The organism is Halopseudomonas sp. T1L2, from assembly GCF_055397385.1.
Genome location: NZ_AP040865.1, coordinates 189693 through 201672, shown reverse-complemented (window position 1 = coordinate 201672; position 11980 = coordinate 189693). Strand labels below are relative to the sequence as shown.

General features: G+C 60.7%; 11 protein-coding genes. 4 read left to right on the top strand and 7 right to left on the bottom strand.

Annotated features, from left to right (window positions below):
* Positions 1-9 precede the first annotated feature (9 nt).
* From pqqB to ACZ5WQ_RS00955, 7 genes are all read right to left on the bottom strand, one after another.
* Positions 10-921 (bottom strand): pyrroloquinoline quinone biosynthesis protein PqqB, encoded by a 912-nt coding sequence (gene pqqB / locus ACZ5WQ_RS00985; protein WP_088277984.1) that lies wholly within the window; start codon positions 919-921, stop codon positions 10-12.
* 56 nt (positions 922-977) lie between these two features.
* The gene (gene pqqA, locus ACZ5WQ_RS00980) at positions 978-1049 is read right to left on the bottom strand and encodes a pyrroloquinoline quinone precursor peptide PqqA (protein WP_063607997.1); all 72 of its coding nucleotides are present in this window, start codon (positions 1047-1049) and stop codon (positions 978-980) included.
* Positions 1050-1742: 693 nt separating this feature from the next.
* Positions 1743-2192 (bottom strand): hypothetical protein, encoded by a 450-nt coding sequence (locus ACZ5WQ_RS00975; protein ID WP_464382939.1) that lies wholly within the window; start codon positions 2190-2192, stop codon positions 1743-1745.
* Positions 2193-3978: 1786 nt separating this feature from the next.
* Positions 3979-5499, bottom strand: a complete 1521-nt coding sequence (gene exaC, locus ACZ5WQ_RS00970; RefSeq protein WP_464382938.1) for an acetaldehyde dehydrogenase ExaC — start codon at positions 5497-5499, stop codon at positions 3979-3981.
* Between the two features lie 192 nt (positions 5500-5691).
* Positions 5692-6333 (bottom strand): response regulator, encoded by a 642-nt coding sequence (locus ACZ5WQ_RS00965; protein WP_464382937.1) that lies wholly within the window; start codon positions 6331-6333, stop codon positions 5692-5694.
* Positions 6330-7607, bottom strand: coding sequence for a sensor histidine kinase (locus ACZ5WQ_RS00960; RefSeq protein WP_464382936.1), 1278 nt, complete (start codon positions 7605-7607; stop codon positions 6330-6332). The genes ACZ5WQ_RS00965 and ACZ5WQ_RS00960 overlap by 4 nt, the downstream gene beginning before the upstream one ends.
* Before the next feature lie 8 nt (positions 7608-7615).
* Positions 7616-8053, bottom strand: a complete 438-nt coding sequence (locus tag ACZ5WQ_RS00955; RefSeq protein WP_285678093.1) for a cupredoxin domain-containing protein — start codon at positions 8051-8053, stop codon at positions 7616-7618.
* Between the two features lie 153 nt (positions 8054-8206).
* Here ACZ5WQ_RS00955 and ACZ5WQ_RS00950 point away from each other — a divergent pair, with 153 nt between their 5' ends.
* The 4 genes from ACZ5WQ_RS00950 to ACZ5WQ_RS00935 are packed head-to-tail and all read left to right on the top strand — an operon-like array spanning position 8207 to position 11914.
* Positions 8207-9403: an ABC transporter substrate-binding protein gene (locus ACZ5WQ_RS00950; protein ID WP_464382935.1), complete on the top strand. Its 1197-nt coding sequence runs from the start codon at positions 8207-8209 to the stop codon at positions 9401-9403.
* Between the two features lie 11 nt (positions 9404-9414).
* Entirely contained in the window at positions 9415-10389 is a 975-nt protein-coding gene (locus tag ACZ5WQ_RS00945) for a YVTN family beta-propeller repeat protein (RefSeq protein WP_464382934.1), read from the top strand.
* Entirely contained in the window at positions 10386-11126 is a 741-nt protein-coding gene (locus ACZ5WQ_RS00940) for an ABC transporter ATP-binding protein (RefSeq protein ID WP_464383680.1), read from the top strand. Before ACZ5WQ_RS00945 ends, ACZ5WQ_RS00940 begins: the two co-directional genes overlap by 4 nt.
* Positions 11123-11914, top strand: coding sequence for an ABC transporter permease (locus tag ACZ5WQ_RS00935; RefSeq protein WP_464382933.1), 792 nt, complete (start codon positions 11123-11125; stop codon positions 11912-11914). The genes ACZ5WQ_RS00940 and ACZ5WQ_RS00935 overlap by 4 nt, the downstream gene beginning before the upstream one ends.
* Positions 11915-11980 lie beyond the last annotated feature (66 nt).

Here is an 11980-nt window from a genome sequence, read left to right as displayed (position 1 = left end):
GCGGCCTCCTTACAGAACGATCTGCATACCGTCATGGGCGACCTCGATGCCATGCGCTACCAGTTCGGCACGCTCGGCAGAGTCCTCGTCCAGGATCGGATTGGTGTTGTTGATATGAATGAGCACCTTGCGGCTGGCCGGCTGCGCATCCAGCAGCTCGATCATCCCGCCCGGCCCACTCTGCTGCAGGTGGCCCATCTCGCTGCCGAGCTTGTCGCCCACCCCAGCAAAGGCCATCTCGTCATCACGCCACAGGGTGCCGTCCACCAGCAGGCAATCGGCATCACGCATGGTCGCCAGCAGCCCGTCATCCGGCTGGCCCAGGCCCGGCGCGTAAAACAGCACACCGCCGGTATTGGTGTCGCGCACCAGCAGGCCGATGTTGTCGCCGGGGTGCGGGTCGTTGCGGTGCGGCGAATACGGCGGCGCCGCACTGCGCAGCGGAATCGGCAAAAACTCCAGCGCCGGACAAGCCGGAATACGGAACGGCTCGCCCAACCCGATCCGACGGCGCTGCAAACCACCGTTCCAATGGCTCAGCATCGGGAACAGCGGGAAGCCGGTCTGCAGGTCCTCATGGACCATATCGGTACACCAGACCTCGTGCGGGCAACCCTCACGCAGGGTCAGCAGCCCGGTCACGTGATCGATCTGGCTGTCCATCAACACAATCGCCCGGATCGCCGTATCACGCACCGCCCGCGCCGGTTGCAGCACAGGCGTCTGCTCCAGCTGGGTGCGAATGTCGGGGGAAGCGTTGCAGAGAATCCAGTTCACCCCGTCATCCGACAAGGCAATGGAAGATTGGGTACGCGCTTTCGCGTTCAGCGTGCCACGGCGCAGGCCGTCGCAGTTGCGGCAGTTACAGTTCCACTGCGGAAAACCACCGCCAGCAGCTGAACCAAGTATCTGTACATGCATGGGATCTGTCCTCGGCCAGCGTGCCTAAACGCCCCGGAAACCGGGGCGCCCGGTACTCAGCGGTTGGCAAAGTACATGGTGACTTCAAAGCCAATGCGCAGGTCGGTGTAGCTGGGTTTAGTCCACATGGGTCGATCCTCTTGTTATTGCGTGGGTTTACAGCGTCGGCAGGAACCGACGGACTCAGTTAAACACCGGGATCGGGGGGGTACGAATGATACTTTGGGAGTAGATTTGGTCGTGATTTGGTTGGTGTGTGGGGCTTGCAACGCATCGCTCCGGGAGGAACGCCAGGGTACACCAAACCAGCTAACGACAATGACGTAGGCGTCCTGCCGTCAGGATTGCTCAGCGGATTATTCGATCACCGTGACAAGCCGCAACTCCCGCCTCACAATCGTCAGTTGAGGTAACAGGCGCATCAACCTTTTGGAAAGTAAAACTACCGCAGCTCGCAATGGTACAGCCATCCGGCAAGTAGGCCTCAAGTAACCTGCGAACTCGCCGTTCGGCCAGGTTAATAATCCACGTATACACCGGAAAACGACGGTGATCTGAAATCGCGAAGGTACCGAAATCGTAAAAGTACCCGCCCTCCACCTTCTGATAGCTAAGTGACTTCTGGCATCCATCTTCGATGCATACAGCCAGTTGCAGGTCGCTCTGCTGCAACGTCAGACCGACTCTGTAAACGCTGCTTGCAGACTCTGCGCGGGTAATAGTAGCCACACTCACCAGGATGAGAGCGGTGCTCCCCCAAAAAACCGCGCCAACGCATGCAAACTTTTCATGCGCTACGCTTACGTGCTTTTTGTACGACTTTATGGCGCAAGTTTTAGCCCCAAACCAAAGAAAACGAACATCGTGATCGACGATAGGAATGCTGCAAGCCCATACAGAGCTCCACTTCGACCAAAGAAATGGGCAACAAACCTAATCAGCGAGAAGGTGACAACAAAAATGGAAAGCACGGATAAAATAAAACAATAAACCCCGGAAACATAGACACCAAAATCATTGTAAACATGCCCTGTTGTAAAAATAAGCACCGTACCAAGAAAAGCCCCGAGCGCCTGCTCGCCTAGGAATGCAGTGACAACCGGAAACGTCACCTCGTCATCTTCACGAGGCATCGCAAGAAAAGACTCTATCGCCTTGCTATCTAATTCGAATACTCGCCCTACGATCAATGGTAGAAATATAATAAATCCGACTGTAAAATTCATGAGAATCGCCGAAAACACGACCTTATCCGCCAAATTCTCACTCACAAGAAAATCTAAAAAATAGGTTATATCCAGAAAAAAAAGCAGAACAGACAAAACTCCTATAACGACCCAATGCAGAGGCCCGTAAAATCTATTTTTCACACCTAGCCCTTATTATATAAATCAAGAAAAACTCAAAGCCAACCAACATTCAACAAACCAAGAACACGACTTGAACCTCTTACAATGCTTTGCTACGCACTTCCTATCCGTTTGACAACCTGGTTCATTGTATAATGAACGAATTGCGACCCAAGCTCCGTAAGCTGGTATGGTTTCGTATCTTCGAAGGCTGACTCCATTGTCGAGCTAGAGGTCTTGCGACTGGTCCCCCTGGTGCTCTGTTTTATGAATTGGCCGTCACGGGTGGTTTGACGAGACTGCCTGATTACTCGTCCCGTACTTAGGTCATGAATGAGCAGTCGATATAAATCTGCCTCGGCGCTATCGTCTCTAGGTACTGTGTCACTTACTGATCGCCAAATCCCCAATCGAGTGATTCCAGGATTCTGATATATTGCACGAATTACTCTAAAATGCGTTTCGTGGTATCTATCGAGCCAGTCGTTAAAGAGTCGAATCAGATCGTCAGGGCATAGGTGAGAAGCCGCAGCGTTGGAAATAAGGTTGACGACGTAAGCTTGCTTTTCCTGAGTTTCTGCATCGTCCCATGACCGAAACGCCCTTCTGACTAGGGCCAAATACTCTTCTGACTGTATTCGCTCTTCGTAGTCGTCATGAACAGACTCCAACCGTCCCGCGACCTCATCTAAGGACACCATTAGGTCGCCAACTTTCCGCTTATGGACTTTCAGCCACTCTTCGTAAAGCTCATTAACCTTCCCCTGCTCTCTTGCGCTGTCGATACTGGCGCCTGACGAAAGTATCGTGCCGACCCAAGGAATAGCGCTCATAGCGTTAGCTACCACGCGAGCGTACTTCTTCCACTTCCCCTTGTCCTTCAGAAGCGCTAAGTCATACGCGATAAACTCTTCCGATCTAGCGTCAATATCCTTTTTGCTCATTAGAATACCCTACAGTGACTTGCGCAAAAGTGACCAAATAGTGGGAGGCACTAGTACATCATTAGTGCTCTCGGCATAACACCCAAAGCGCATCCAGATAGTCGTTGAATGAACTCATGTAGTTACCAACCTCCTTGGTGTTTTTGACGTCTTCGCTCAGCTGCAAATTTTGTGAAGTGTTTCCTACTTTAGCGAAAGGAGAACACACGGCAAGCTGATTTTTCAGTTGAGCGCAAGCCGTATTGCTTGCACGGAGCCCGGGTCCCCGTTTACGCGGGCGAGTAGCGCAGGGCTGGCGGGAAATAGGACGGCAGCATGTCTGAGGCTCGCAGAGCCGAGTTCTGCCGGCCCCCGTCAGACCGAGCAACGCAGCGAACCCGAAGGGCCGCGTAGTCGGGGTGGCCTAGGGGGTGCAGGGGGAAATGGCCATGCATTTCCCCCTGCTCGCCGTGAAGGCGAAAGGCAGAGGTGAGCAGTGCACACGTCGCTGAACCATACCATTCACGTTCGTGCAGATGTCACCACGGGCACGGCATGCCGTGCCCGTAGGGTAGATTGGGTCAGCAGCGGAGCTATAGAGCCCTCCCCCACCAAATCCCAAACAAAAAAAGGCGTGACCGAAGTCACGCCAAACGTTTCACGAACAGACTTGCAGAACGAGGGGCATGTTCCCTCAGGGGTACTACTCAGGGCCGACAACTCACCACCAGCCCCTAGCGCCCCGGCAGGTGGAGCAACCTGCGCGGGGTTTGCCTGGGTTGGGCTTAGAAGAAGCCCAGCGGGTTGACGTCGTAGCTGATCAGCAGGTTTTTGGTCTGCTGGTAGTGGTCGAGCATCATCTTGTGGGTCTCGCGACCGACACCGGACTTCTTGTAACCACCGAACGCGGCGTGGGCCGGGTACATGTGGTAGCAGTTGGTCCAGACACGACCAGCCTGGATGCCACGACCCATGCGGTAGGCACGGTTGATGTCGCGAGTCCAGAGGCCAGCGCCCAGGCCAAACTCGGTGTCGTTGGCGATTGCCAGGGCTTCGGCTTCGGTCTTGAAGGTGGTCACGCTGACCACCGGGCCGAAGATTTCTTCCTGGAAGATGCGCATCTTGTTGTGGCCTTTGAGCAGGGTCGGCTGAATGTAGTAGCCGTTGCCGAACTCGGCGTTCAGACGCTCTGCGCCGCCACCGATCAGGAACTCAGCACCCTCTTCGCGGGCGATTTCCATGTAGGACAGGATCTTGTCGAACTGCTGCTCGGAAGCCTGTGCGCCGACCATGGTTTCGGTGTCCAGCGGGTTGCCACGCTTGATGCTGCGGGTACGGTCCAGAACCATGCCGATGAAGTCGTCGTACATGTCTTCCTGAATCAGGGCGCGGGACGGGCAGGTGCACACTTCGCCCTGGTTGAAGAACGCCAGCACCATGCCTTCAACGGCTTTGCTGATGAACGACTCTTCCGCCTGCATGATGTCGGAGAAGTAGATGTTCGGCGACTTGCCGCCCAGCTCGACGGTAGACGGGATGATGTTTTCCGCAGCGCACTTGAGGATGTGACGGCCAACCGGGGTAGAACCGGTGAACGCCAGCTTGGCGATGCGGGTGCTGGTGGCCAGCGCTTCACCGGCTTCGCGGCCGTAGCCGTTAACCACGTTCAGCACGCCCGGCGGCAGCAGGTCGCCGATGACTTCCAGCAGTACCAGAATGCTCAGCGGAGTCTGCTCGGCAGGCTTGAGCACGATGCAGTTACCGGCAGCCAGCGCCGGGGCCAGTTTCCACGCGGCCATCAGCAGCGGGAAGTTCCACGGAATGATCTGACCAACCACGCCCAGCGGCTCGTGGAAGTGGTACGCGGCGGTGTGCTCGTCCAGCTCGGCAGCGGTGCCTTCCTGCGAGCGCAGGCAGCCGGCGAAGTAGCGGAAGTGGTCAGCCGCCAGCGGGATGTCGGCGTTCAGGGTTTCACGCACGGCTTTGCCGTTGTCCCAGGTTTCGGTGACGGCCAGCTTTTCGAGGTTCTGCTCGATGCGGTCGGCGATTTTCAGCAGGATGTTGCTGCGCGCCTGCACGGAGGTCTTGCCCCAGGCATCCTTGGCAGCGTGAGCGGCGTCCAGCGCCTTCTCGATGTCTTCTGCGGTGGAGCGCGGGATTTCACACACAGCGTTGCCGGTGACCGGCGTCAGATTGGTGAAGTACTGGCCTTTGACCGGTGCGACAAACTCGCCGTTGATGTAGTTGCCATAGCGAGACTTGAAGGAAACGACTGAGCCTTCGGCTCCAGGTTGTGCATAGATCATTGTTGTTTTCCTCTGAGCGAAGCCTGACCCCGCACGGGTCAAGTCATGGTTCGATCTTAGTAACGGCTCCGTGGTGTCTGGTATGCGCCGTTGGCAGGGTTGACGTCGTTATTTAGTAGTAGATTGCCCGACCAACAACGCTCTCTCAGGCTAGCTGGCAGGCGCCTCGGCGGTGTTGCAGCCGACCAGCGGTCAGGCGCTCTGCACCCGCAGCACGCCGGTATCAATCGCCAGGTGCACCAGTTCGGTCAGCGAGCTGACGTTGAGCTTTTGTTTCAGCACGGTGAGGTTGTTGGAAACCGTCTTGCTGCTGATGCACAGGTTCTCGGCGATCTGCCGGGGCGGCACGCCGCGGGCGAGCATGACGAATATCTCAAACTCGCGCTGGGTCACGTCGCGCAGGCGCGGGTCGAGGCGTTCATCGCTGCCGGCACAGGCCAGTTGGGTCGCGAGGTCTTGTTCTATATAACGGTGGCCCTTGAGGCAGCGACCGACCGCTTCGAGCAGCACTTCGGGCGAGGCATTCTTGGTGATGTAACCGAGCGCGCCCGTGGCCAGTGCCTGACGCACCAGCGGCAGTTCGTCGTGCATGCTGAAGAACAGGATGCGCAGCAGCGGCCAACGCTGCATCAGCCGCCGGGCGGTTTCGATGCCGCTGATACCCGGCAGGCCAATGTCCATCACCACCAGATCGGGCACGCGCTGCTGGGCGGCGGCGATGGCCTCCTCCCCGCTCTCGACGCCGCGCACCTCGGCCTGACCGAGCATCATCGCCAACAGGCTGGTGTAGCCCTGGCGCACTACCGCGTGATCGTCCACCAGCAAGATGTTCATGCTGCCTGCCTCCAGGGAATGCTCAGTTCCAGTATCAACCCGCTCTGCTCGGCGCTGCGCAGGTGCAGCGCGGCGCCAAGGCAGCGGGCGCGTTCGTGCATCGAATGCATGCCGATACCCCAGACGCTGCCCTGCCCCAGCCCGCAGCCGTCGTCTTCAATACGCACCACCAGTTGATCGCCCACGCAGCCCAGCCAGATCTGCACCTGCGTGGCGCGGGCGTGGCGGGCGACGTTGTTCAGCGCTTCCTGCACCAGCCGGTAGAGGTGCGCGCGGGCATCGGGCGCCAGCTCGGGCAGGTCCGTTGTCAGCAGCAGGCGGCAGTCGATGCCGTGCTGTACCTGCCATTGTTCAGTCAGTTGGGCCAACGCCTGTTCCAGCCCCAGGCGTTGCAGTACCACCGGGTGCAGGTCGCGCACCAGGGCGCGAAAGCCCTGCTGTAACCCATCGCAGCTGGCGAGCAGTTGCTGGCTAAGCTGTTCGATCTGCTCGGGTGAGGCGCTGCGGCTGTGCTGCAGCATGAAGGTCTGGGCGCGGATGCCGGTGAGGTACTGGCCCAGATCGTCGTGCAGCGCGTGGGCCAGTTGCGTGCGCTCGTCTTCCTGCACGCTGAGCAGCCGCTCGGTGAGGTTCTGATTGCGCTGCTCGGCCTGCTGCAAGGCGCCGGTCATGGCGTTAAAGCGTTCGGCCAGATGATTGAGTTCCGGTTGTTGGCTGGCGGCCAGCCTAGTGCTGAAGCGCCCCGCGGCGACTTCATGCAGGCCGCCGAGCAGTTGCTGATAAGCGCGTTGACCGCGGCCCAGCGCCCAATGGATCGCCAGCAGCGAGACCGCCAGCGCGGCGGCAAACACCAGCAGCAGGAGTTGTACCGATTCCCAGATTTCGCCCAGTTCGTCGTGCGGGTCCGGGGTGATATGCCACTGGGAGCCGTCGTTGAACGACAGCGTCAGCGGTGGGAAGCGTTCATCTACCGCCGGTTGCAGCCAGTTGACCAGCCAGCGCGGCACGTCTTCCGCCGTGGTTGCGGGCAGCGCTTCGCCCACGCGACTGATGCGCAGGTGGCGCAGGCCGTCGAACTGATGCGGGTCGGGTGAGGTGGGGCTGCGCGACAGGCCGTCAAACAGTTGCAGCGCCAGGGCGCGGCTGGCGTGCAGCTCGCGCACCAGGTCTTTTTCGGCCTGCTGCAGCAGCACCAGCAGCACGCTGAGCAGCATCGCGGCGAAGGCCAGCAGCACGCCCGTGTAAAGCCGCACCGCCAGCGAGAGGGTTTTCATCGGGCTGATCAGCGAACGACGAAGGTGCCCTGCATACCCTTGCTCTCATAACCCTTCAGATAGAAGGCGTAGCGGCCGGGGATCAGCGGGGTAAAGAAGATTTCGGCCTCACCGGCCTCTTCAAATTCCAGCTCGTGCAGCACGGCGGGTTTGATTTCTACGTCACCGGCCTCGACCTTGCGCAGATGCACGGTCTTGAAGAAGTCGGGCGCCTGGAAGGCGTATTCCTTCTGGCCGGAGGAAACGATCATCAGCTGATAGGCCTTGCCGGTTTCCAGCTCGTATTCGCTTTGACTCATGGCGAAGTCGCTTTCTTCGTTACCAAGAATCAGGTCGGGCAAGGGCGTGGTACGGCGGGTCAAATCGCCAGCGGCGAACAGGCGGTCGGTGCCAATCAGACAGACCAGCATGAGGCTGACGTGCAGCATGGTACGGGTGCGTGACATGGGAGCAATCCTTTTCTTATTGTCTTGCCGCAATGCTAAAGACCCTGCCGCGAGCCGAAATACTACCTTGGTACCGGGCTATTGGTACTTTCTTCATATTTCCCCGCCGGCGGGCGGTTCCTATGCTGGGGCCACAACAAAAAGGAGGCCCCGATGCGCCCGCTACTCACCCAAACTGCATTCTTCATGCTCGCCCTGTGCGCGGCTACGCTGGTGGCCGAACGCAGCTACGCCGAGCCGCTGGCGGTGCGCATCGGCTACGTGGCCTGGGCGCCCGACCCCGGTCCGGTGTTGTCGAACGTGATCCCCGAGCCAACCGACGCCGGCCTGCGCGGGGCGGAACTCGCCATCGTCGACAACAACACCACTGGCCGCTTCCTCAAACACGACTACCAACTGCTGACCGCCAGCGAGCCCGAGCTGGACGCCACCCTCGACGCCGCCCGCGCCCTACATGCCGACGGCGTGCGGCTGTTCATCGGCAACCTGCCGGCCAGCGCGCTGAGCACCCTGTCGGCCGAGTTTGGCGACAGCCTGCTGTTCAACGCTGGCAGCTACGACGACGCCCTGCGCACCACCCAGTGCCTGCCCAACGTGCTGCACACCCTGCCCAGCCGCGCCATGCTGGCCGATGCGCTGGGCCAGTTTCTGCTCAGCCGCAAACTCAAGCGCTGGCTGCTGATCAGCGGCCCGACCGAGGAAGACAAGGCCTATGCCGCCGCCCTCAAGCGCGCCGCCCAGCGCTACGGCATGCGCATCGTCGCGGAGAAGGAGTGGAGCTTTGATACCGACCTGCGCCGCGCCGCCCAGGCCGAGGTGCCGCTGTTCACCCAGACCGACGAGTACGACGTGGTGCTGGTGGCCGACGAGCGCGGCGACTTTGGCGAATACATCCCCTACAACACCTGGTATCCGCGCCCGGTGGCCGGCACCCAGGGCCTGACCCCGGTCGGATGGCACAAGACCATCGAAACCTACGGCGCGGCGCAATTGCAGAAGCGCTTTGAGGAACAAGCCGGGCGCTGGATGAACAGTCTGGACTTCGCATCGTGGCTGGCCGTGCGCTCAATTGGCGCGGCGGTCACCACCCTCAAGAACACCGACGCCGAGGCGATTGCCGCGCTCAGCGTCAGCGACCGGCTGCCGATGGACGGCTTCAAGGGCCGCAAGCTGAGCTACCGCACCTGGAGCGGCCAACTGCGCCAACCGATTGCACTGGTGCAGCCACGCGCACTGGTGACCACCTCACCGCAGGACGGATTCCTGCACCCCGGCACCGACCTGGACACCCTCGGCTACGACGAACCCGAGAGCCAGTGCCGCATCGCCGAACACCTGAACAAGAGCTGATGGAGCTGCCCATGACTACCCTGCCCTTTCGCCACGCCCTGCTGGCCGCGCTGATAACCACCGCGAGCACCACCGCTCTGGCCGAGACCGCCTACGTATCGAACGAGAAGGACAACACTATCTCGGTGATCGACATGAACACCCTGGAGGTGACCGATACGCTGGAGGTCGGCATGCGCCCGCGCGGCATTCTGCTGTCGAGCGACAACAGCAAGCTGTTCATCTGCGCCAGCGACTCCGACACCGTACAGATCATGGATCTGGCGACCCGCCGCATCATTCAGGAGCTGCCGTCCGGCGCTGACCCGGAGCAGTTTGCCCTGCACCCGAACGACCGCACCCTGTACATCTCCAACGAAGACGACGCACTGGTAACCGTGGTGGATGTGCCGACCGCCGAGGTACTGGCGCAGATCGACGTGGGCGTGGAGCCCGAAGGCATGGCGGTCAGCCCGGATGGCAAGTGGGCGGTGAATACCAGCGAAACCACCAACATGCTGCACTGGATCGACACCACCACGAACGAACTGGTCGACAACACCCTGGTTGACCAGCGCCCGCGCCACGTCGAATTCACCCACGACAGCAAGACGCTGTGGGCCTCGGCCGAGATCGGCGGCACCGTTACCGTGATGGACGTGGATTCGCGCGAAGTGAAAAAGGTGCTGACCTTCGAGATCAAGGGCATTCACCCGGACCGCATCCAGCCGGTTGGCGTGCGCCTAACCCGCGACGGCAAATACGCCTTCGTCGCCCTTGGCCCGGCCAACCACGTGGCGGTGGTCGACGCCAACACCTTCGAGGTGCTGGATTACCTGCTGGTTGGCCGCCGCGTCTGGCACATGGCGTTCAACGCAGACGAAAGCCTGCTGCTGACCACCAACGGCATCAGCGGCGACGTATCTGTGGTCAACGTCCACGACCTGGAGGTAGTGAAGTCGATCAAGGTCGGCCGCTTCCCCTGGGGCGTGGTGATTACGCCCTGATGAGCATCTGCGCGCAGGGAGTCAGCTTCGCCTATGGCGAGCGTCAGGCGCTCAAGCAGGTTGATTTCAGCTGCCAGCCGGGCTGCCTGAACGCCCTGCTCGGCCCCAACGGCGCGGGCAAATCGACGCTGGTGGCGCTGCTCAGCCGTCTGTACGACCTGCAGCAGGGCGACATCCTGCTCGACGGCCTGTCGATCCGCCAGTACCCGCGCGCGGCGCTGCGCCAGCTCGGCGTGGTGTTTCAGCAGAGCACGCTGGATCTGGACCTGAGCGTGCGCCAGAACCTGGCTTACCACGCCGCGCTGCACGGCTTGTCGCGGCGTGAGGCCGGGCTGCGGATCGATGCCGAACTGGCCCGCCAGCAACTCGGCGAGCGTCAACACGAACGGGTACGCGCGCTCAACGGCGGCCACCGCCGCCGAGTCGAAATCGCCCGCGCCCTGCTCCATCAGCCGCGCATTCTGCTGCTGGATGAGGCCAGCGTGGGGCTGGATCAGGCCAGCCGCCGGGCACTCAATCAGCACGTGCGCGCGCTGTGCGATGAACAGCAACTGACGGTGATCTGGACCACCCACCTGCTCGACGAAATTCTGCCGAGCGACCCGGTGGTGATGCTCAACCGCGGCCGCGTGGTCGCCCAGGGGCAAGCCGACGCGCTGAGCAACGGCGCGACTCAGGAGAGCCTGAGTGATGCCTTCGAGCGGCTCAGCCGCGCCAGCGAGGAACCCGCCCTATGACCGCCGCCCAGTACCTCAACTGCCTGCAAGGCGTGATGCAGCGCGAATGGCTGCGCTTCTTCCAGCAGCGTTCTCGCTTTCTCAGTGCGCTGGTGCGGCCGCTGCTGTGGCTGCTGGTATTTGCCGCCGGCTTTCGCGCCGCGCTCGGGGTGTCAATCATCCCGCCATACAGCACCTACATCACCTACGAGACCTACATCCTGCCCGGCCTGTGCTGCATGATCCTGCTGTTCAACGGCATGCAGGGCTCGCTGTCGATGGTCTACGACCGGGAGATGGGCAGCATGCGCGTGCTGCTGATGAGCCCGCTGCCCCGGCCGTTTCTGCTGCTCAGCAAGCTGCTGGCGACCGCGCTGGTGTCACTGATTCAGGTCTACGCCTTCCTCGCGATTGCCTGGTGCTTCGACATTCGCCCACCGCTCTGGGGCCTGCTGGCCGCCGCGCCTGCCCTGCTGCTGGCGGCGCTGCTGCTGAGTTCTCTGGGCTTGCTGCTGTCCAACGGCATTCGCCAGCTGGAGAACTTCGCCGGGGTGATGAACTTCGTCATCTTCCCGCTGTTCTTCCTGTCGTCGGCGCTGTATCCGCTGTGGAAAATGCGCGAGTCAAGTGAGTGGCTGTATTGGCTGTGCGCGCTCAACCCGTTCACCCACGCGGTCGAGCTGGTGCGCTTTGCGCTGTATCAGCAGTTCAACCTGACCCCGCTGCTGGTGTGCCTTGGGCTGTGGCTGCTGTTCAGCCTGGCGGCGGTGCTGACCTTCAATCCGCAGCGGGCGGCAGTCCGGGGGTGAGCTGCATACCAAGCGCCCGCGCCGCTTTTCGCTTTTCGCTTTTCGCTTTTCGCTTTTCGCTTGAAG

Bases quoted from the DNA above. Each gene is read 5' to 3' on its own strand.
- exaC (WP_464382938.1), bottom strand. From the start codon at position 5,499: ATGATCTATGCACAACCTGGAGCCGAAGGCTCAGTCGTTTCCTTCAAG.
- ACZ5WQ_RS00945 (WP_464382934.1), top strand. From the start codon at position 9,415: ATGACTACCCTGCCCTTTCGCCACGCCCTGCTGGCCGCGCTGATAACC.
- pqqB (WP_088277984.1), bottom strand. From the start codon at position 921: ATGCATGTACAGATACTTGGTTCAGCTGCTGGCGGTGGTTTTCCGCAG.
- ACZ5WQ_RS00960 (WP_464382936.1), bottom strand. From the start codon at position 7,607: ATGAAAACCCTCTCGCTGGCGGTGCGGCTTTACACGGGCGTGCTGCTG.
- ACZ5WQ_RS00965 (WP_464382937.1), bottom strand. From the start codon at position 6,333: ATGAACATCTTGCTGGTGGACGATCACGCGGTAGTGCGCCAGGGCTAC.
- ACZ5WQ_RS00950 (WP_464382935.1), top strand. From the start codon at position 8,207: ATGCGCCCGCTACTCACCCAAACTGCATTCTTCATGCTCGCCCTGTGC.
- ACZ5WQ_RS00935 (WP_464382933.1), top strand. From the start codon at position 11,123: ATGACCGCCGCCCAGTACCTCAACTGCCTGCAAGGCGTGATGCAGCGC.
- ACZ5WQ_RS00955 (WP_285678093.1), bottom strand. From the start codon at position 8,053: ATGTCACGCACCCGTACCATGCTGCACGTCAGCCTCATGCTGGTCTGT.